Annotated in this window: 21 protein-coding genes; 19 read left to right on the top strand and 2 right to left on the bottom strand. The window is 38.5% G+C overall.

All coding sequences use genetic code 11. The annotated features are described in order from the left end of the window. Window positions 1-9 precede the first annotated feature (9 nt). From DZ60_RS0110035 to DZ60_RS0109945, 19 genes are all read left to right on the top strand, one after another. On the top strand, window positions 10-1,281 hold the full coding sequence (locus tag DZ60_RS0110035; protein WP_025741945.1) for a hypothetical protein: 1,272 nt from the start codon (window positions 10-12) through the stop codon (window positions 1,279-1,281). 20 nt (window positions 1,282-1,301) lie between these two features. Then, entirely contained in the window at window positions 1,302-1,778 is a 477-nt protein-coding gene (locus tag DZ60_RS0110030) for a hypothetical protein (RefSeq protein WP_025741944.1), read from the top strand. Next, window positions 1,775-2,056: a hypothetical protein gene (locus DZ60_RS0110025; protein WP_025741943.1), complete on the top strand. Its 282-nt coding sequence runs from the start codon at window positions 1,775-1,777 to the stop codon at window positions 2,054-2,056. The genes DZ60_RS0110030 and DZ60_RS0110025 overlap by 4 nt, the downstream gene beginning before the upstream one ends. A 142-nt stretch (window positions 2,057-2,198) precedes the next feature. Then, window positions 2,199-3,287, top strand: a complete 1,089-nt coding sequence (locus DZ60_RS0110020; RefSeq protein WP_161634385.1) for a glycosyltransferase — start codon at window positions 2,199-2,201, stop codon at window positions 3,285-3,287. A gap of 494 nt (window positions 3,288-3,781) precedes the next feature. Beyond that, entirely contained in the window at window positions 3,782-3,988 is a 207-nt protein-coding gene (locus DZ60_RS24870) for a hypothetical protein (protein ID WP_152537408.1), read from the top strand. A gap of 697 nt (window positions 3,989-4,685) precedes the next feature. Further along, a complete protein-coding gene (locus DZ60_RS0110010; protein ID WP_025741940.1) occupies window positions 4,686-7,379 on the top strand; it encodes an N-6 DNA methylase family protein in 2,694 nt (897 codons plus the stop codon). Beyond that, a complete protein-coding gene (locus DZ60_RS0110005) occupies window positions 7,366-7,785 on the top strand; it encodes a hypothetical protein (RefSeq protein ID WP_025741939.1) in 420 nt (139 codons plus the stop codon). The genes DZ60_RS0110010 and DZ60_RS0110005 overlap by 14 nt, the downstream gene beginning before the upstream one ends. Before the next feature lie 31 nt (window positions 7,786-7,816). Further along, window positions 7,817-12,088 (top strand): strawberry notch C-terminal domain-containing protein, encoded by a 4,272-nt coding sequence (locus tag DZ60_RS0110000; RefSeq protein ID WP_025741938.1) that lies wholly within the window; start codon window positions 7,817-7,819, stop codon window positions 12,086-12,088. Between the two features lie 4 nt (window positions 12,089-12,092). Continuing rightward, window positions 12,093-13,061: an AAA family ATPase gene (locus DZ60_RS0109995; RefSeq protein WP_025741937.1), complete on the top strand. Its 969-nt coding sequence runs from the start codon at window positions 12,093-12,095 to the stop codon at window positions 13,059-13,061. Next, window positions 13,058-14,065: a hypothetical protein gene (locus tag DZ60_RS0109990; protein WP_025741936.1), complete on the top strand. Its 1,008-nt coding sequence runs from the start codon at window positions 13,058-13,060 to the stop codon at window positions 14,063-14,065. The genes DZ60_RS0109995 and DZ60_RS0109990 overlap by 4 nt, the downstream gene beginning before the upstream one ends. Before the next feature lie 5 nt (window positions 14,066-14,070). Beyond that, window positions 14,071-14,409, top strand: coding sequence for a hypothetical protein (locus DZ60_RS0109985; protein WP_025741935.1), 339 nt, complete (start codon window positions 14,071-14,073; stop codon window positions 14,407-14,409). A 3-nt stretch (window positions 14,410-14,412) separates the two neighbouring features. Continuing rightward, on the top strand, window positions 14,413-14,958 hold the full coding sequence (locus DZ60_RS24175) for a hypothetical protein (RefSeq protein WP_025741934.1): 546 nt from the start codon (window positions 14,413-14,415) through the stop codon (window positions 14,956-14,958). Between the two features lie 14 nt (window positions 14,959-14,972). Next, window positions 14,973-15,626 carry a hypothetical protein gene (locus DZ60_RS24170; protein WP_025741933.1) on the top strand — a complete coding sequence of 218 codons (654 nt, stop codon included), beginning with the start codon at window positions 14,973-14,975 and terminating at the stop codon, window positions 15,624-15,626. A 15-nt stretch (window positions 15,627-15,641) separates the two neighbouring features. Then, entirely contained in the window at window positions 15,642-15,893 is a 252-nt protein-coding gene (locus DZ60_RS0109970) for a hypothetical protein (protein ID WP_025741932.1), read from the top strand. A gap of 14 nt (window positions 15,894-15,907) precedes the next feature. After that, entirely contained in the window at window positions 15,908-16,393 is a 486-nt protein-coding gene (locus DZ60_RS0109965) for a hypothetical protein (protein ID WP_025741931.1), read from the top strand. Between the two features lie 50 nt (window positions 16,394-16,443). Next, complete coding sequence (locus DZ60_RS0109960; RefSeq protein WP_025741930.1) at window positions 16,444-16,959, top strand: hypothetical protein; 516 nt, start codon at window positions 16,444-16,446, stop codon at window positions 16,957-16,959. A 4-nt stretch (window positions 16,960-16,963) separates the two neighbouring features. Continuing rightward, entirely contained in the window at window positions 16,964-17,419 is a 456-nt protein-coding gene (locus DZ60_RS0109955; protein ID WP_025741929.1) for a hypothetical protein, read from the top strand. Between the two features lie 4 nt (window positions 17,420-17,423). Beyond that, window positions 17,424-18,302, top strand: coding sequence for a hypothetical protein (locus DZ60_RS0109950; RefSeq protein WP_025741928.1), 879 nt, complete (start codon window positions 17,424-17,426; stop codon window positions 18,300-18,302). Between the two features lie 12 nt (window positions 18,303-18,314). Next, window positions 18,315-19,244: a DEAD/DEAH box helicase family protein gene (locus DZ60_RS0109945; RefSeq protein ID WP_025741927.1), complete on the top strand. Its 930-nt coding sequence runs from the start codon at window positions 18,315-18,317 to the stop codon at window positions 19,242-19,244. Between the two features lie 503 nt (window positions 19,245-19,747). Here the strand turns inward: DZ60_RS0109945 and DZ60_RS0109940 are convergent. Both DZ60_RS0109940 and DZ60_RS0109935 read right to left on the bottom strand, forming a co-directional pair. Further along, entirely contained in the window at window positions 19,748-20,674 is a 927-nt protein-coding gene (locus DZ60_RS0109940; protein ID WP_025741926.1) for an AlbA family DNA-binding domain-containing protein, read from the bottom strand. 18 nt (window positions 20,675-20,692) lie between these two features. Next, on the bottom strand, window positions 20,693-21,763 hold the full coding sequence (locus DZ60_RS0109935; RefSeq protein WP_025741925.1) for an exodeoxyribonuclease VII large subunit: 1,071 nt from the start codon (window positions 21,761-21,763) through the stop codon (window positions 20,693-20,695). Window positions 21,764-21,856: the final 93 nt, after the last annotated feature.

The following is a 21,856-nucleotide window of genomic DNA, read 5'->3' as shown; positions in this document are numbered from 1 at the left end:
GAACAGTATATGTTTATCGATTATTCTGTGTCCCTTCTTTCTTTGGACACCTACATTTCAAATTATAATAAAAGCGTCGATAAGGCGCATAAAATCCGAGGAGCGCACTTATTAACTGCTAAAGAGCTCATCCGGGTATATGGAAAAAAGAACTTTCATCACAAGGCCTCTAAAATGACTCGTGATACCATTCCACAGCTGCGGATTAATAACCCGTATCTGGCCAAACTGACCCAATTAAGTGAACGTACAATTCGAAGACATCTGTGTCGATTGCAAGAAGCAGGGGTTATTATCAAAAAGATATTTCGAGGTCGAGAGCGTAATTTTGACCTGTGGATAAACCCTGATATATTGTGTATAAATGGGTTAATAACTCCGAAAAATGAGGAAGCAGCCTCTAAATTTTTAAACACTGTAAATCAGATGTTTAAAAAAAGTAAAGTGTCAAAGTGTCCACCTAAAGATGCTAGAAACTTAGCTAAAAGTAAAAATAATATACTAATAGCTGTTGATAAGTCTCAACAGCCCATCATCAAAAATGAAAGATTTCATCCTAAGACTTCAAAAAAACAAAGGAGTTTGCTACCGCAAACGACTTCCAGTAATTTTGCAGGATACACACAATTGAAAGACCTTCAAAGGTGCGATACGTCGCTTGATAGTACACAATTGAAAGAGGTGAGCAGGCACATTGAGGGGAATGCGCACATTAAAGTGCCTTCCAAAATACCTTGTATCAAAGCATCAACCTGCTCTGATACGTCTGCTCGCCATACTTTCATGCGTTCGTACGCAGATCAGCTGTGGGATTTTGCGCGAAAAAAACTCTATAAAGATACCTTTCTGACACCCTATCAACACACCATCGCTACGCAATTGCTCTATGGGTGGTACAATACTGTAGCCACAACATCCCTTAAAAAAGCACATGAGGAATATAAAGAGCGGATACTACTGGCCGCAAAATATGTTGGCAAATGCCCTGAAAAAAGATTTATTCCGCTACCCCATATCTATTTCGATATACAAAATCTAACAGGTTTTAGAGGCACAAAAAAGTGGTATACCCTAGAAAAAAAACATCGAAAATCAGTAGCCATTCAGCGCATTGTACATGCTCAAATTCAAAAGTTCAAACGAAATGAACGACTAGACACCGGAGTTGCAAGACCCCGAATTCAAGTACTATTGGAATGCAAAAAACGCATTGAACAGCTCCAGAACCCAATATATACGGAGCAATTTTCAAAAGCCGTATATCACATATTACATCATTAATTTAGAAAATCATTCACAGTATGCAACGTAAAAAACGTCCGGTATTAGGACAAAAAATCAAAGAAGCCATCCAAACCCTTCACGTAGATGTTTTTGGATATGAGAAAACAACGACCACCAATATTTTAGGGTATTTCGAACAACTTTCAAAAACGATGCATTGGAATAAAGAAAAAATTCTGGTACGCATTTTTACCTCTGAATATGAAATCCATGCAAGAATCTACAACCAAGGATGTATATTTAGAGAGATCCCTATGCGGGAATTGATTCTTTTGTTTACCAACAGCCATCCGCTTCCGGGAGTTGAAGACAAAGTAAAAAATGGAATTCACTCCTTCTTTACTTCCTTTGCTCAGGAGCATCACATTCCAATCGCTTCCCTGCACATCTGTATCTCTGTAGAACATAATAGCGTGACCATACAAGGATGCTATCAGACCCAATGTGTTGCAGTCATTCCATTACGCGTATTAATACAGCATTTTACACAATGAGTACCCCAAAAAAAAAGGACTATGGTCATTATAAATTGATTCGTGATTCCAACTATGTCATGCGTGTATATTTTCAGGATGGTCGAAAAAGAACCTTCTATTCACGGGAATGGTCTTCTTCTTATGCCAAGCACAACTATCACCCTTCCATTGGGATGACCAATTATCAGAAAATGATTGAAGAATGGGGAGTTACGGCACGAACTGTCTTGGTGTATCATAGAGCCTCAGACACACTTATCGCGAAATACATACGTGGACGGCAAGTGTCTATTTGATAAGAAACACCTGTAATACACACATTTTAAACACTTTATTTACAAACACCTATAGCACAGTATGCAAATTTTAGAAAAACTTGTAAAAGATAATTTGAATCCAACCACAGCAACGCAGATTCTAAATGCTTCCTCCAAAGAGATGGATACCAGCGTTCATTTATTATTTATAGCTCCCAAAATAAATGTTACAGACTATTATAGTATGTTCTTACCTTATTTAGAATTGACAACCGATCCTCGATTTTCAATACATTTGCTTGAGATCACCAAGGAAAATTTTACGCTGCCGTTTGATCTTCCGAAATTCCCATTATTGGATTCATGGATATTATGGGCAGACTATGTAATTTTCCCTGAAATTACTGAACGGTGTAGCTACTTTTTTAAGGCACTTAAAACTATCAATCCAGATCTTGAGATTGTCATGTTTATTCGGCAAGTCTTTCATTATTTGGATACCGATGATCCGTTAAAAAAGAAAATCACGCCTCAAATGTTGACTTATTTAGAGGAAAACATGAATCATGCGGATCTTATTGTGTCTCACAATGAAAGGATATTAGATGCCTATGAGCGAGCACTCAAAAAAAAGTTTGGGGTGCTCACTCCTTCTTTGGTCATGCTTCCGTTACTCATCTCGTATCTGGGATACGAAGGCTTGGTCTATCCTGAATCAGAAAATACACACGCAGTACGTATTGGTTTATTAGGAAATTTACGAACGGCATCGGATATGCTCCGTATCTTGCCTGTGTTACAACATATTCACACCACTTATCAGGACACCCTTGTTTTTGTGGTCTATGGATGGGATGGTGTATTGAGTGATGGAACCCAACCTTTCGAAGGGCTCCCGATAGAATATCATAAAGAGGTGGGTATTATGCACTATTTTCAAAAATTAGTGGATCTACAGTTGGATATCCTTTTATTGCCTCTGCAATCCCGTATCATCAATACATTTCAATCGGAACGAACATATCTGGAAGCAGCCTCCCTCGGAATTCCTGTAGTGGCTGCTAAAGATTCCATCTACAGCGAGGTGATAGAAGACAACAAAACAGGGGTGTTAGCCCATACGGATACGGAATGGGAGACTGCGGTCAGCCGCTATATTGAAAAACCCGAGGAGCGAAAACGAATAGGAGAAGCTGCGGCAAAAATGGTCTGGGAATTTCATAGTTTTACAGAGGAACAAAAAAACTACTTTGCAGAGGTCTTTATATAACCCTTTTCAAGATGAATCCCCTAAAACAGGTAATTTTTTGAAAAAGAATACAATAATTTATTGACTATACAGTTAAGCAATGAAAAAATACCTATCCCTAAAATTTTTCCTGAATTTTTTTTTAAATAATTGAAATCCCCATAAAAAAACAGGAAAATTTGTATTTATAACAAAATGAATATCAATGTATTGATCAATGGATGGTCGTTTCAAACAACATTTACGGTTAAACCGTACATAAAATACGGTTTCAATAATGTATTTTAGCACAGAAACACACCCTGTACAATAGCATTCAATTAATTGCATACCCCTATATTAAAAAACATCACGAATGAACTAGAAATTTAAACCAATTTATGAGGAAAATCAATGTCACAATCCAATGGGGTGAGACACCGTGGTACGACTCAGGCGAGCGTCGTATCGAAAATCTTGAATGGAATTACCCCGATTTACCCAGTGTAAATGATTTTGTGAAGCTCTCCAAATTTATGGGCACCAATGTGCTAGTAGACCTAAAAGATGTTATGTTCGATCCTTCGGAACTGTTTACCTATAATGATCGCACCTATAATGTATTTGAATGGATAGAGAAAGAACATTATTGGATGGTAGAACAACGTACTTGGGAAGTGGGAGAAAACGGTATTATTAATTCTCTGGTCATTACGGATCATGGATATATGATGGCTTCTTAGTATCCCTATTTCGATCTATAGGTATATTCATCTAATTTCGTACCTATTTCAAATACCCCATACACTCAATAATACGTAGTGTATTGTTCTTAATTTCAAATATTTGTAGTGTTGATACGCGATACGATTACGTACCTTTTTAGATGGATCTACCTTTAAAAAGTACCAAAAATAGTAGTACATTTACGATATCATTTACAGAAATTAGATTGCTTTTTTTCAGGTAGACACACCAAAAATTAGGGATACCCCTTCTGTAGTATACAATAATACGGGCTCTGGTGACTTTCGAAAAGGAAGAACCAACACACTACATCTCCAAAGAGTCCTGAGATATTCACCGTTACGACTTGCTTATTCATCTCACAACGGTATGGGTGACTTTTGAAAAGGAAGAACCTACCCATCTAATTTGCTCATTGCTCCAATAAGCAGACACCATAACAACAAAACTTTTAGAAAACCCAGGTGGGTGTGTAGTAAAAAGTGACTTTTAAACAAAGAACTTTTTGATCGTGGTAACAAGGCGCGTGAACATTGCAGTTCCTCAGGTAGTGTACGATACCTGTGTCAGTACGACTGCTTTTTCACCAAAGCCGATGGCTACCCATTATCTACCAGCAAACAAGCCACACTATCGGGGTATTTATCTAAGAAAAAGACGTATGTCTTGGGTTCTAATCAAAAATGAATACGCATGCAAAATCGTTTACAGATACGCTTACATCCCGAATTAAATCGATGGGAACTGCACTTTGACAGTACGCCCCATAAAGATTTGTCGGACTATTTGGAATCGTTAGGGTTTCGGTTTCACCCAAGGAATTTGGCGTTATTTTATGCGCCAAAACATGATGCTTACCAATTTTTCGGACTCGATTTAAAAGCAAGTTTAGCAAAGAACGGCAGGTATCTCGATATTCCTATTCGACCCTCACACACTGCGGATGTCGCCAATATTGTACACAATAAATTTAGTTATGTCACCATTACCTATGCCACTTCCAGTGGTATTGAAAAAAAGAATTTTGTTGTTTTTGATCAATATAAGAAAATCGCAGAAGCCATTGCGTTTCAATATGGTAAAGAGGTGTATAAGGAGCAATTAAAGTCCGTAGAAGCTGCGCCTCGATTGCAGAAAAGAGCTGCTCGGCAACTCTTGGCAAAAGGACAGGTAATTCCTCCTTTAGTGCCCCTTGAAAAAAAGGGACCTTCGGAACAAACCTTACTACAAGAACAGGTGTTGACCAATGCCTTTGGGGTATATACCAAAGCATTCGCAGGAGATCGGTTAGAGCAGATCAACATTCCGATCCCCGCATCGGCACAGTACAGCGTTGAAATTCGTATCGTGCGTGATGAAAATGATCAGTATCGATATGCTACTTCAGTATCCAAGGAATTTGGAGATCATAGTGGTAGTTCCCAACCCATTAGTCATTCCAGTGCGCTGGCATCCTCTCGCTTGGAAGCGTTAGGCTTGGCTCTGGAAAATGTCATACTTCAGACAAACAAACACCTTGAAAACCCGGATAACATACTTTCCAATCAGAAGATAAAAGACAGTAAACTACAAAAGGCGTTAGAAGCGATCAAGATATTCGCCAAGGATCAAGGACTTTCTTTAGCGGAGCATACTGCTACATCGTCGGAGGAAAAACCTGTTGTCGATCAAAAGAGTGCATCGGATACAATCGTTGATAAAAAGAAAGAGATTGATCGTATTGAGTCTTCCGATTTACAGCATAAATCCGAAGTGGATACGAGCCTGATTCCTTCTCCTGTTTTAGCAAAAGGAACAAGTCCGCAAGAAATCCGAGAACAATTATTGAGCTATGGATTTACGCCCTCCTTCACTGCGGAGCAAGCGTTCAAAAGGCATTTGACCAGTAAGGATTGTATCATTCGATTCCGGCATATGGAAGTACGCCTTAAAGAACTCATTAAAAATGAGTATCAAAAGCGGATTGGAATTCTGGAACTGGAGATTGCTACATTAGAAGAACGAAAGGAACTTAAAAACAAAAAAAATATCCTTTCCAGAAAAGAGCAAATAGCGAGGTTTCAATCCGACATCAAGGAAGTAACAGCTTTAGTAGCGAAAGAACAGCAACGCTTTAAAAATGAGCTTTGGGCTATCGTTGAAAAAAAAGCAATCGCACAGGGGCATGAGCCTACCAAGTCTGGGCAAGAAGCGCTTAAATCAAAAGTGCTAAATGCTATTTTTGGAACACATCTCACCGAAAATCATCGAAGCATTCCCCTCAATACGGTTGTTCAGATGGTGATAGAAGACCATTTTGGTGATACAGAAACGTTACGGCTGCCCTCCAATAACCCAAATGACTACCTGAGTAAAGTGATTGCTATTATGCAAGATCACTATATGCAAGCCCGACGTTTGTCGCGAAAACAAATCGAAAAGATCAAAGAAGAAGCGGGCGTTCCAAACATGGGAATGCTTTGGGAGGCTGTAGAATTAAGTTGGCTCCTCTGGTATAAAATGTTTTACGATGCTGATGATTCTTTTGAAAATCGGTTAAGGATCATGATTCAATTTTGGAAGACGGTGCAACCGACATATGCGTATTCTGATAGTAGCAAGGAACTTTACAAACAATATTCTACCCCCTGTCCCATTGCGGCTATTATTGCGGAGTATACCGATATGAAAAATGCCAATTCTGTATTTGAACCCAGTGCAGGGAATGGGCTATTAGTACTAGGCGCCAATCCGGAAAAAACACATGTCAATGAAATAGATAAAAACAGAAGCGCTTCTTTAGCCTATCAAGGTTTTAAGACCCGTACGCATTTTAATGCTGCTGCACCGATCCCTGAGGAATTAGATCGGTCTTTTGAGGTTATGGTTACCAATCCTCCTTTTGCCAGTTGGAGTGCGGATGCCTTTGATAAAAAACGGATGGTCGCGAAATATTTCAATAAGTACCGTCGATTGGACAAAAACCGTCTGCGGTTGGAACATTTGATGTCCGGTATTGCATTACACACCTTAAAAGACAATGGCAAAGCAGCACTTCTTCTTATGGGGCATGTGTATTTTGACGATCAGGGACGATTCGCCAAGCATCGTCCCTTCTTTAACTGGTTGTATATGCACTATCGTGTCGATGATATAATTAATCTAAACGGATATACGCTATACAATAAACAAGGCGCTACTCCGAAACTGATGTTAGTCCTTATCAGTGGAAGAAGACACAACCCTTCCAATACGACTATTGCACCGCAAAGAAAAGAAGCGGGTGTTTTGGATCAAATCATTGACTCCTTTGAAGGGCTTTGGCAACGGGTACGCTCCCACATAAAAAGTCCGATAGAACACTGTATTCAACAATTAAAATTAGAACTCGGCTATGATATTTTATAACAACCAACTGATGACCAGTCCACAAGAAGCCATATTGTATATGGTTACCCATCCGGAACCTTTTACAAGATACAAGGATCATGAGGCAGCAATATATCTCAAATTACATCAACTGATTGCACAGGCTTTTGAAGAAGGAGAAGATCCCATTGCCCTTATTGAAGGCTACTTAGAAATCAGTTATACCGATGGGGACAGTGTAGAGGAAATCGCCTCTTTTCTGATACAAACAGATGTTATGGTCAACAATCTTTGGGCACTACAGCACTATTGGGAAGATATGGATCAAAGCCTGCCTGCCGACTCAAAAATGTTTGGGGGACTCCCAAAAGAAGACGTAACACGATTATATAGTGAGATCACCCTGAGAAGTTATTTAGAAGCATTGCTTGATCAACGCCACTAAGGAGTTCTCAATCCCTTACAAAACGATACCTATGGAAGACCAAGCAATCATATCTGAACAAGAAGTATTCACACAAGATGCTGACCAACTGGCTAAAATGGCAGCCCAACAAACCGCATTAGTCCCGTATCTCCCCAAGTCACAGGCGACCTTTCAGATGCATACCTTGATTCCCCGAAACATTGCTTTCGAGGTGCAAAAATCCCTAAATGCGCTTGTCAAGGAAAAAGGGACTATAGATAACTATGTCCGAAACGAGTTAAAATATATTTCTACTGCCATTTTATGGAAAGCATTCTCTAAAGAACAAATAGATGGGATTGGATTGTATTTACAACAATTTGAGCGCGGACAGGGACTCATTATCGCAGATCAAACGGGTATAGGTAAAGGAAGACAGGCAGCCGCCATTATCAGGCATGCAAAAATGCAGGGATATTTACCTGTATTTTTTACCAAGTCCGCAAATTTATACACCGATATGTATCGGGATCTAAAAGCCATTCAGACCACCGATATCAACCCCTTTATACTCAATACTACCAATGCAGATGTGCGTGATACAGAGGGACAAGTGGTGTTTCGTCCTTTATCTGCCAAAGCGCAGTATGAACTGCTCACCTATTCAGAGGTATATCCAACCGAAAGTCCGGAGGCGATTGCCTGGTATAAAGAGATGGGATTGCCCTACCCAGATCCCGAGGAAGTTCCACAGACCACTATCATCAGAACAAAGGAGTATCTCCAACATGACTATGATTGTATTTTTACTACCTACTCTCAAATACAAAGTGCGCACCCTTACAAAAGAACATGGCTGGAAAAGGTCATTAAAAATGGTGTGGAAGGGTCAAAAAAATATAAAAAAGTAGTATTCGTTCTTGATGAATCTCACATTGCTGGGGGCTATGACTCCAAAATAGGGATTTGGATGCGAGGGGTATTGCCCCATGTCAAGTCTTGTTGTTTCTTAAGTGCCACTTTTGCCAAAAACCCGAAAGTCATGCCCTTTTATGCTAAAAAGACGGCCATGATGGAAGCAGGACTCAGTGATGAGGAATTGGTAGATGCAATGACAAACGGAGGCTTAGCCCTTCAGGAAATTATTGCCCCCAACCTTTCAGAATCTGGACAGCTAGTACTGCGACAACGCTCAAACAAAGGAGTACAAGTAGACTATATGATCCTTGATCAGGAACCTGCCCGTAGTCGCAATCGGGAACGTGTCAATCGCATTATAGGGCTAATGAACGATGTGGTTGATTTTGAGAAAAACTATATCACAGCGGAGTTACAAGAGATACATCGGGAAGCACAACAAGTTGATGAAACCATTAGCAAAAAACCCTCGGGATTGGGGGTGAAACAGGCTCCCTATTTTTCGAGAGTGTTCAATATCATCGATCAATTATTGTTTGCCCTCAAAGTAGAAGAAGTCGCTAAAAAGACCCTTGAATTATTGCGACAAGACAAAAAAGTAGTCATTGCCTTTAAATCAACGATGGGTGCCTTTTTAAAAGATATGAATGTGGCAAGTGGGGATATCTTGGAAAAGAAGGAGTTGGATTTCAGTCGTACCCTAATTAAAGGATTGGAGAGTATTCTGGGGTATACCTACACGGACATAGCAGGGAAAAAGAGTCATCGAAAAGTGGACCTGCATGGCTTACCAAAAGCTGCATTGTTAGAGTACAAACGGATCAAAAAAAATATGGAGTTAGAAAGTACAGGGCTTACCATAAGTCCTATTGATCAACTCATAAGGTTGCTTCAGGGAGAAACCAAACCTCCCCATTTGGGAGGGCATGATGGTGCTTTTTTTAAGGTTGCCGAAGTTACCGGAAGAAAACAACGCTTGTACTTTGAAGAAGATACTGCCGTGGTTGGCGCATTTAAAAGCGATACTGAGGAATCCTTTCGTCTATTTAACAACGGAACCTTTGATGTGTTGTTAATCAATCAAAGCGGAAGCACAGGAGCTTCAGCACACGCATCCAAGGAGTTTAAAGACCAACGACAACGGATCATGATTAGCCACCAGTTTGAGTTGGATATAAATATTGAAATTCAAAAGATTGGACGCATCAATAGAACCGGACAAGTACAGTTGCCTGCCTATCTCTATATCGCCAGTGATATTCCGATGGAAGTCCGTTTAATGACCATGCTAAAGGGAAAATTAAAATCTCTGGATGCTAATACGACGGGATCTCAAAATACAAGTGATACTACTTTTAAAAGCCCGGATCTTTTTAATAAATACGGGGATCAGGTAGCTTTTGAATGGGTAGATGAAAACCCGATGCTTACGGAAAAGCTTGGACACCCTACCTATTCGAGAAACTGGGGTGGAGAATTAGTCCGTAAAGACAGTAAAAAAGGAGCAATTCGTCAATTAACAGGACGAGCAGGACTTTTAAAAGTGGAAGATCAGGATGTTTTATTCAATGATTTGTTAGCGCGTTATACGCATCGCATCACCCTAGAAAAACAACAAGGCACCTATGATTTAGAAACCGAATTTCTCCCTCTTGATGCAGACATTCAAAAACGCTTTTTACAGTATCGAGGAACGGGTGGAAAAACGCCCTTCGGAAGAGATGCCATACGAGATCAGACGATTATTAATAATCTAAATCGTCCCTTTACGCAGGCTCAAATTCAGGAGCGGCTTCAAAAAACATTAGAACAAGGAACCCCAGAGGTCATAAAAACTCAATTTCTGGAAGCATTAGAAGAAGCATATCCCAAACTCATAGCACAACGAAAAGAAAAACGCAGGGGAGTTATTGAGCAAATGACCCAAGAACTGGAGGAAATGCCGGAGATCGGTGCTGCAGATTCGGAAGAGGAAAATGAAAAAATAGCGCTTTTTAGAGAACGGCAGCAAGACCGAATTGATCAAAAACGTGTTTCCCTTACCACCTATCTTCTTGAACTGGAATCCATTTATAAAAAGATCAAACGCTATGCAGGATATTGGGTCGTGGGTGAAGTGGTTAAGGTTCCTTTTGTTGGATCTATGATGGAAGCATCTTGGGGTATTTTCTTAGGGTTTAAAATGGGCGCGAGTGCAAATCCTTATACCTTGAGTAATATATCCTTCATTTTTGCAGTCGCTGACGGGCGCAAAACCATTACGTATGATCTAAAAAATGGGGTCGATTATTTGAGTACCATTTACGCCGAGAGTAAAGAGATTACCCAACAAGAACGGGAAACGGTTCCTACTACATGGAATGCCCTGATTAAAAACGCCAGTGTAAAACGGGAGAAACGATTTATTTTAACAGAGAATATACTTGCTGTCTCTGGTGAAATAGATGCGCATAATAGGCTTATCAAATATAATACGACCCAAGGAACTCTTAAGAATGGGATTCTGATGGCGCGGGAATTTGGAAAAGAAGGGGGGCACTATGCACTGGTGCCTATTTCAGAGGGGATTACAAAAATTAGAGCATTGGAAACCGATACTGTTTTTGAAGATCATACCCTCAAAATCAAATTTAAACGTATCGGTGAACAACACCTGCAAGTATACATCAATAAGAAATCAAACTATTTGTTAGCCATCGAACCGTCCTTGCGCAGACTCATTTTACAACAAGAAGGACAAAGCCCGGATGAACTGGCTGAATTTATTCAAAATGGTGGAGATATGACTGCCGTGTTATCCATGGATCGTCTTTTTGCCTTTTTGAAAGCATTAGATGGGTTTGGAATCAAAATTCAAGGCAAAGCAGAAGAATTAGAGGATTGGGAAATTGAGAATCAGATCGACTGGAACAAACGAACTGGAGGAGAAGAGGTTATCTACACCTATGAATTGGGGCGTGCTTATGGAAATGGTAGTAATCCCGTTGATGGATTTATTGATTATAAAGAACCTGATGCCACCTTTCCTTATGGAAGGGTCAGTTATAATCGGTCTTTACGCGATAAAGAAAAGTATACTTTTTCTCTAATCCCTGTTTTTAAAAATATTGCCATCCCTGTATTGGCGTGGAAAAGTGCCATTAAAAGCAGTCCTATTGCAAAAGAACTCAAAAACACCCTTAAAGAGGTAGCCGCCTTACCGCTCCACAAAGCGATAGAACGATTGGGTTATTTTGTCTTTAATCATCCACATGAAAATGGGAATCCGGAATTTGTCTTTGGAAGGTATACCCCACAAGAATTTGGGGAAGCCTTATACGAGGATATGATCACCCCCATTGAACCTATAGACATACTACTGGATAGAATGCAACTCTATCAGGAATTGAAAACTACAACATATACACGAGTACCAAACGCATAGATACATGAATAGATATACACCTACATTAGACATTCCAGAGATCATTCAAATTCCACATTTTATGAAAATATTGGATGATTTGCATGTTGGTAACAATGTTTTTTTAAAGGGCATTGCCGGAACCGGAAAAACAACCCTTGCCGAAAAAGTTGCCTATGCATATTTTGGAAGAAAAGAAAATGATAAAAAAGAACTGCCTTTTGTGATTATAAGCTGTAATCAGTATACCTCTCCTATTGATATTAAAGGAGGACAAACGATGAGTGGCTACAAAGAAGGAGGGCTTATCGAGGCTTGGAGAGATGGAAAAATTTTAATCATTGATGAGCTCCCCAAGCTCGATCCCAATACCGCAGGATTATTAAATGATCCGCTGGCAAAAACTGCCAAAGAAGAGGCGATTACTTTTAATGGACGCAATGAGCCTATTGTAAAGCATCCTGACTTTGGGTGCATCGTAACAGGGAATGTTACAGGAAAAGCCATGAGTAGTAATTACATCGGAAATAACAAACAAGACAGCTCCTTATTAGATCGTTTTAGTGGAAGCATTTATGAAATTGGTTTTAATGAACGTCTGGAACGCGCACTGGTGTATCCTGCGCTGGTGAATCAATGCATTAAAATCCGGAATTCCATATTGGCATGGGAAGGAAAAAATCAAAGTACTTCGGATATGGATGATATTATGACCCTGCGAACCATGCTGAATTTTCAACGTATCTATCTTCAGGAAATGTTGCGAGAAACAGGAATCAAGAATGAGGCAGGACGTCGTCTGGAAAGGGTTCAAAACGGCAAAACGCTCAAGGATTGTATGGATAGCTACTTTCTGGTCATCAATACCGAGAAAGCCACACACATTAAACAAGAAACTGATGTATCCACCTTTTTGAATAATTATCGGGGGTTGGAGATGAAAAATGAATTTATCACGGAGTATTTACGAAGAAATGGACGTACTACCAGATGATCGCACCAAAAATACATACCATAGCAGTCCCCTCAGGAACTGTGTATTACAGCCTTTTTGATAGCGTACATGCTTTTCATGAATTCGTGGATTTGCAATTGGAAAAATTAACGCCTGCTCATGCAAAAATAAGGGCCGCAATTCATAAACGGGCTGAAAATCGTATACGAAATCATTCTGATTGGTTTGGAACCCCGCCCCCCAAAACAATCGATGAATTAGTAGCACACCAGCAATTTTTAGGGATGCAATACCTTCAGGAAGTTCAGTCAAAAATTAATACGGCACTGGAAGGATATCTACGAATGCTAGAGGATCAAATTATTGAGAAACCCACCGTAGTGTATAACGATAAAGGTTTGGGGGTATTTTCATTTGATCGGGCGGCAACCGGATTGTTTCGAATGCAACCTACCGCTATAACCCCTCCGATTCAAAAGCATATCTCCCAGATGAAAATTGAATTAGATCGTGAAAATAAATGTACGCTAACGAAAAAAGTATATGGTCATCGATCGAATCACGCTGCCTCACACCCTTCTTTACAAGTATATATTGTAGCAGGCGCCAACGCAAAAACAAAGGGAGATGAACTGGTATATGTTGGCTTGGGGTGCGCCGCCCTTGTGGAATTTATGGAAGTACGAGGAATTCCTGTTCAGGTAAATGTCATTTTAGAAACGTTTTACGATACGAGCTACCGAGTTGGAATCATTACGGTCAAACCCTTCCATCACCCACTGGATAAAAACCAACTCTTACTGATCAGTTGTGATCCAAGATATTTCAGGTATCGAGGGTTTCAGGGCATTATTGCACTCAGTAATTATTTCAAAACACCCATCGATCAAGCTCTAGGAACTCAAGTGAAAGACATCGGAAAAGAGATTGTTCAGGTACTAAATCCAAAAGGATTCGTATTTGAAAACAGCTATTCGCTGGATGCCGCTGTTCAGGAAGTCGCTCAAATTATTAAAACCTATGCAACAAAACTAAAACAATAAAGCCTATGAAAACAGCCAAAGAAAACCTTCCCATTGAAACCACGGTGATTCATAACATGATGGATAGAGCCGTAGAAATTCAAAAAAACTGTAAAGAGCAGTGTGTCGATTTTAACATTATGACCTCTGGCAGTCATCCCGATACCTTACTCCTACGATGGACCTCTATAGATATTAGTGACCCGGATCGACCATTACAATATTATCGATACGAATGTTTTTATAGCGATGGGCGACCCCAACACTGTTCGATTCATTACGCCAATCAAGAGGAAGCCAATAGATTTTTTAAGGGATTGAGTAGTGTATACACTCAGGAATTCGCCATTGATCATAAACTGTAAACTATGTATAAAACCAAAAAATTAACGCATAAAGAACTACGGAATGTCACTCTTCATAATCAGGACTATATTCGTCAGTATACCCAAGGAGAATTAGATTTGGTAGCCGTCCATGAATTGATAAAACAGCGCTCCAAAGATTTTACCATCCCAAATGCCAAAGCAGAACGTGCAGATGCGTATTTATGGGCAATCTATAAGGGCGAGGCTTCTCCAATTGAAACGGAGAATCGTATTGTTTTTTCCGATGGTTTTTCTTTTACAGTACTGTCAAAGAAAGAAGCAAAAAAGCGCTTTAAGAAAAAAGAGCAAGTATTTGCCCTGAATACCACCGAAGAGACCGAACATCTCATTACCCAACAGGAAGATTTTGAGCAATGGGAACTGTTTGGAATTCCGGATGCCATAAAGAAAGAAGTAAAAAAGAAGAGAGACCCTTCTAGAAATTTATCCAAAGAAGCCTTACAAATTAAACGAAAAAAGCAAGAAAGTAGACTACGACTTATCAAGATAGAACTTGCCTTAAAAAAACAAAAAATAAGCGCATAACACCCACCACTACTATGATTACAATACAGGATTTACAACAGTTAGACATTAACAAGATCAACACCCCCAGTCTTAAAAAGGAGATTGAATTAACTCTTGAAGATTACAAAGGGACACAGGACAAGGAATTTTTTATTGAAGAATTTCAACCCATTATGGACTCCTTATGGGAGCTTCTACAGGAACATGAAGCGCAGCTATTTGAAAATTCAAAGGGGAAAAGCCCTTGTTCGGATCAAAAAGAGGCAATTCCCAAACCAAAGGCAGTACTAAAAAAAGAACGCACGCCTTCCAAGGCACCTAAAAAGAAGACTCCAAAAAAAGAAAAAACCAAAACTAAAGAAGATGCCTATGAAATGAATGAAGAATTAAAAAAATGTGATCGGGAATTAAAAGCATTTCGAGCGGAACGCAGAAAAGTGCTTCCACAAAAACCACCACCAACACGCTATGCAAAAATTAGAAAACACATTATTGCCATTGGTAAACTGATTCCTAACGGACTTAAAAACAAACCCGAAGCGCAAAAAAAAAATAAGAAAACCTTGATGCGCTTTCATCGTGAAATTCTGGAAAACTTTGAAATGACCTCTCTACGGGAAATAGATAGAGGGAAAAAACAAATCGAAGAAGGCTTTAAAAAAATTGAAGAAAAACTAGACACCTAAAAACCACCCTGAACCATGACGACAAAACAAAAATTTTTAATCACCACTGCAGCAGGATTTACCATCGGAGTAGCAGAAGCATTGGTATTTTACAATATCGGAAAAAATGAAAAGAGTGATGATTTTAGAATTCAGACACCCAAAGGTGCAGAAGCACTAAAAACACTTGGGATGGTGGTGCTTACTTCTATCCTCACTGCACAACTCTCTAGTTATATAGAGAAAACGTTAGATCAAAAAACAGTGTCCAACCTATCCCTTGCTTAACCAAATATGTAACAATGAAGAAAATAAAGTTTCAACAATTTTTAAAAACCAATCGTCTTAAAAGGTCTGAACTGCCAAAACCTCTTCTGGATAAGATGGTCTTGTTCTGGAAACTCCATAATATTCTTCAAAATATTCAGGATTCAGATAGGCAAGAACTCCTCGATCAGTTAGAACAGTTGGACTATGAAATTCTGGGAGCTATCGAAGAGGAATATGAGGATGAGCTTCAAAATAATGATCGTCTGGAGTCCCTAATCAAGTCTCCAGCCATTCCAAAGGTGATCAAAGATCAAGCAAAAGAAACAAAGAAATCTGATGAACAGATTCTGGATCAACTGGTAGCCATAAAAAGAACTCGAAATATTTCTTGGGATGAGCTTCAAAAACTTGGGTTTACACAAGATTTGGGGAGGAGAACAGCTATCGGGAAATATACGGTACTTCAAAACTCCTTTTGGTACTATACCTATAATATTATTCCTCAAAACGATCACTAATACAGCATCCCAACGTCAATCATCAATACATCAAAAAACGAACGGAATACATGACACCCACCAGCATTAGATTTAAAAAATTTATAGAATCCAACCAGATTGTAACCTATCATCTTCCTAAAGAGGTAAAAAAATCAATTGCGCACTATTGGCAAACCTTTTTTTTGTATCAGGAAACCCCAAAGGAACTACAACAAAATTCAAGCCAATGGAAAGGTCTGGAGGATAAAGACCAGCAACTTCTACGTACTATTAAAGGCGTATTAATCGAAAAGGTAAAAAGTAAAGCGACCGATGATATCGAAATTCTAGCCATGCTTAAAAAAGTACGATGGACAAAAAATATACAGCAAAAGGAATTAAGAGCCATGGGGCTGACTGCCTCTTTATTTTGGAACACTACCATACTTGGTAAATTAAAATTAGTGCGTCCTGATGATTTTGGCACCCATTACTTTATAGTTCCCATAGGAAAACAGTTGACATATGATCCGATTTCTAAAGAAATGAAAATTACCAATGGGAAACCAACACCGGAAAGAGAAGATCAAGAACGCATAGGATGATTATATGGCAAATGTTGATAAGATACCTCATATAGAACTGCAAGAAGAAATACAGGCATTGATTCAAGAATTTGGGATGACTTCCTCTATTCAGATGATCCGTGTACTTGCTAAAAGTGCGCAACGACCCCTCAATCGGAAACAAAAAGCACAGATGCTGACAGCCTACATCATCTCGGAGAGTCAGCGCCAGTTTTCTTGCGAGGAAATCGGCAGTAAAATCCCAGTCTCTAAAGAATTTAATGATGCTCGAATGGCTGCCTATTATATGATTCGAAAATATCAGAAAATGAGTCATGAAAAAATGGGCAGACCCTTTGGCCAATCCAAAAGAGCTGTGATTCACCATTATAACAAATGCAAGGAACTCCTTACGGTTCCCCAATACTATAAGGAGTTTATGCAACGATTCAATGCACTGGAGAAAAGCATCATACACTTTATAGCCAAACAAGCGTAACACCATGAAAGATATAGAACAAGAAGTAATTCATGTGCTCAGTAATGATCGTCAGCACGTTGATTTTGAGTCCCCGCAACCTGAAGAATTTAGCCCTCTAAATCAAGCGGTCATAGAGAAAGGAGATGCTGCGGATGACCCTGCAAATTGGAATCCCTGGAAACCGGAATCCATCCATGAGCAAGCTGGTGAATCCACCGCTACGATTGAGGATGAAACAACAACCCAAACACCAAAATTCAAGGAAGTACCACCCCTCGATGCACCGGAACAGGACGTAGGTTCGCAACAGCACAACTCAACAGAATCCGTGGAAAAAGAACCGGAATTTGAATTGCCTACCGCAACGGCAAAACAGGCGGCTGATACCATTCTGGGAATGACCAATAATGTATTAGCCGTTGGGGGTGGGTATTTTATAAAAATTGGAAAGCATCAGGAGTTCTTTAAATATGAAGAGATCATTGAACTTATTGATCAACAAAATCAAAAAAATGTTGATCGGCTAAAATTAGACAAAGAGGATAAAGCCATGCTGAAACCTCTGATTGTTGCCATACTCAAGCAAAAAGCAAAAAAGTTGACTCCAGAGCAACAATTAACAGGAGCCATTATGTCCATTGCAATGAAAAAAATACAAGTGGTTATGGAAGTTCGAGCAGAAAATCAGCTCTTAACCGAGCGAATGCGGGATATTATTCGAGAAGAAGAACAGCAAACAGACAAAAAAGAAGACGCCGTTGCTACTATTTTACATGACGACGGGGATCTGGAATTCACAAAATCTCAGGACTCCTATGTTGCAAGCGCCCCTGAAGATAATGACAGCCTACTTACCGATGAATATGACCCCATTGACCTTCCAGAGACTATGAACCCCTAATCTACAATGTAAATGGCACCAAAAAAGAAAGTTCCCCAAAGAACACCTATAAATTATCAAAAGGAAGCATCAGAACGACAGCCCATGATCATGCTTGTTTGTGGAGAAACAGGAGTTGGGAAAACATTTCGTAACAAGCTTGAAATATATAGGTATATGACGGATCATATGCCATCAGGCAAGAAAGGGCGTAAAGTATTAGCCTTTGATACCAATGATGATGATTATCCAGAATTTCAAACCGTAAACCCGAACTATTTAAGAGCACTCTCCAAAGTAGCTGCACGTCGCATTCGTCCTTTTAATTCGGATGGCACAGCTATGGATGACAATGACAAAAAAGAAGTAGTTGATAAAATCCTGAAGAATTTTAAAAATGGAATGATCGTATTGGATGATATTGATCATTATATGGCAGGTGCAAAAGGACAATCAATGATCGGTGCTTTATGTACCGTCAGACATAAAGGAATTGATGTGCTGCTTACGCATCAATCGGTGGCTAAAATCACCACCTCAGAATGGCAAAACTGTACTTGGTTGCGATTGCATCATCAGGTCGATGATGTAACCCGATACCGCGATCGAATTCCGAAGTATCAAATGGTGCGTATTGCACAACTAATCGTTGATGAACAATATGACCTGTGTTCCCGTGCCTTTGCGCTTGGTGAAATTTCTGAGAAAGAATATAAAATTCGGAAAAGCTACTTTGTCTATGTCAATATGAGACAGCGTAAAATTATGGGGTGTACGCGGGCAGCATTTATAAGAGGGTGCAAACGCTATATCGATCAGGAAGAAGGTAAAAAAATCAGAATGTTACTACAGGAAAGAGACTTTAAAGGAAATCATACCTATAAAGACCGAAATGCAGCCATCGTTAAAATGATTTGCGAGTATACACTCTATCATGATGGACGTACGCAAGGACCTAAATAAATACGCTTTTGGGAACTGTTTTACTATGCGCTATTTAAACAGGAATACCCGGGTCAATTTCATAGGAATCCTCAGGGAAACACCTTATTCTAAAATTAGTGTAGCCCAAAGACGCATTGAAACTATTCAAAAAAAGATAAGGAATTTAAATATGTTAATAAGGAGGAAATAGTTAATACGGTTTTAAAAAAACATATAGCCTCAAAAAGTTATGGAGCCATACAGAAGTAAAACAAATCTTGAAATTCTGTCTAGATCGGATTAAAGAATTAGAAGCTTATGAACAGGAGCTGCAGACCTCTTTTTTTTCTTCAAATTATATTCCAAAGCGATTTTGTTCTAAAACTGCGATTGTAAGAAAGGAACTAAAAAAGGCAAAATAGTAGCATACCCAACTAATAGTGATGTTACTAGTTATATTCAAAATAAAAACGCTTCTGGAGATTTGTTTGAGTAAGAACAACTTATCAGTTGTATGAGTTATTATTCTTTATGCGAATGAGCTACAGGTTCAAAACCTCTTCAAATCTACTGTATAGCAGCCCTTCATTATCCTTCTCTTGTATTGTTTTTTGATGTTTAGGATTAAAAAGAATAAGTTTTTCAACATGACCATTATTTTGGGTAAAGGCCTTTATATGAATCAAGCAAGTTTTTGAACAGGAAAACTCTATATTATGATAACTTTTCATCCCTTTTGATATTTCACCGGAAGGATAATCAAGTGTAAAAACCTTAGCCTTTTTATATTTCTCTGACAGTTGAATAAATCTATCTCCTATTTTACTTCTGGAGATATTAAATAAAGTAGTCAGAATTCTAAGATTTTTTGTAGTAGTTGTCGAATGGTTATGAATTTCTATTTTCAATTCAAAGCCCTTGTCAAATGACAACAAATTATAGAATGGTATTTTGGTGATTTTATATTTAATTTCTAAATCTGGAATTAAGTTTTTTTGTAATCTGGATTCTATTAATTTAGTAGATGCCGGCTTGCTTTGTTCCCCTACCCTTATATAAAATCCTTTAGTTACTATTTGATGAAGTTCATCACTTTTTGGCACATCAATTAAAATAACATTCCCTCCTTCAATTTCAATCTGATGACATCGAATGTCGATATGATAGGGGTCTAATGTATCGGATAAACTTTTAGATAAATCATTAACAATCATTTTAGTAAAAAAAAAGGGGCCTTTAGGCTTATTATCTTTATCCCTTGGAGCACCATAAATTAACAACCCTCCTTCAGTGTTTAAAAAAGCACAAACATCTTTGGTTAATTTTGAAATATCATCCTTAACTTTATTTGTGCTACTCTTAAACTCTAGATGTAACCTTTCTTCTGGTTCTTTGTCACAAAATCTAACAACATCATCGAATGTAACCTGTTCTAGTGGTTTACCGAAAAACTTTTCTGAATAACGCATCTTTTGATTCTTCTAAAATTATTTAATAAAGTAAAAAATAATCAATAGTAGGAGAAGCCCTAAAATAACAGATATAAATATATTTTGTTCTTTTCTTTTCCGAAGTTTAAAGGCATTCATTTTTTCTTCAAAGCTTTTATGTTCTTGTGCCAATCGTTTTTCATTGTCCGTATGCACTTCTTTTAATTTGGTAGTAAACTCTTTGCCTTTCTGTGTGATTTCATTTTCAAGAGCAATCATATGACTTTTATAGCTCATATCTTTTTGCACCAGTTGTTCCAATGCATTACCAAAAGCCGTGGGTGTTGTGTATGCTTTATCCGCAGCTTTTTCTAACATTGTTTTATCTGATTCATGACCAATTGCGGTTATGAAAGGAATGTTAGTTTCCAATACTTTTTTACAAACATCTTCCTGGTCAAAAAAACCTAATCCACTGCCTCCTCCACGAACAATAGCCAAGTAATCGTAAGAACTATCAATATTTTCAAGTGTTTTAAAGAATTGGTTCTTATTAGAAAAATTTGTTTTTACCGTTTCTATCTGGTAATACTCCGGATGATGCAAAGCTTGTTGGTAATCCCCTTGAATTTTAGCTGTTTTTCCTGTTAACACTAGAATTACAGGATTTACATTGTTATACAATTTATTACTTATATCCCCTTCAACATCAAAAAAGCCTTTATCATATCTAGTTTTAACCAGATTATACTCACTCTCTGTAATAAACTGCTTTTCATCTTTGCTCACATCAATATTGGAAACATACAACAGTATATCTATTGAACCAGATCGGATTTCTCTATGCAATTGAAGTTTTCCGGTAAATTCATAAGGCTCCCTATTTTTAAGGTGTTTCTTGAATTTTTTGTGTAGAAACAAAGTAATATGTTTCCGAGTGTCTTTATCAATAACCCGGTCATAATAAAACATATTATTATGATATGCCTGAGAACTTACACTTTCATAAATACCATTAAATGTAAAGGTATGACCGTTCAAATTTGAAATTAGACTATCCCTAAATAAGACCAATAATTCAGGAATATTTGTTTGAATTGTATCTGGTAAGTGTTTTGTAATAGCCATACGATTTGATTGATCTGTTATGAATTTATATGTAAACAGGGCTACTCAAATGTAAACCATAAATTCCCTTTTGTCAATCTATCTTCATAATAA

Origin of the sequence: Aquimarina pacifica, from assembly GCF_000520955.1 — a bacterium.
Classification (GTDB): domain Bacteria; phylum Bacteroidota; class Bacteroidia; order Flavobacteriales; family Flavobacteriaceae; genus Aquimarina; species Aquimarina pacifica.
This window is presented reverse-complemented; position numbering and strand designations above follow the sequence as displayed.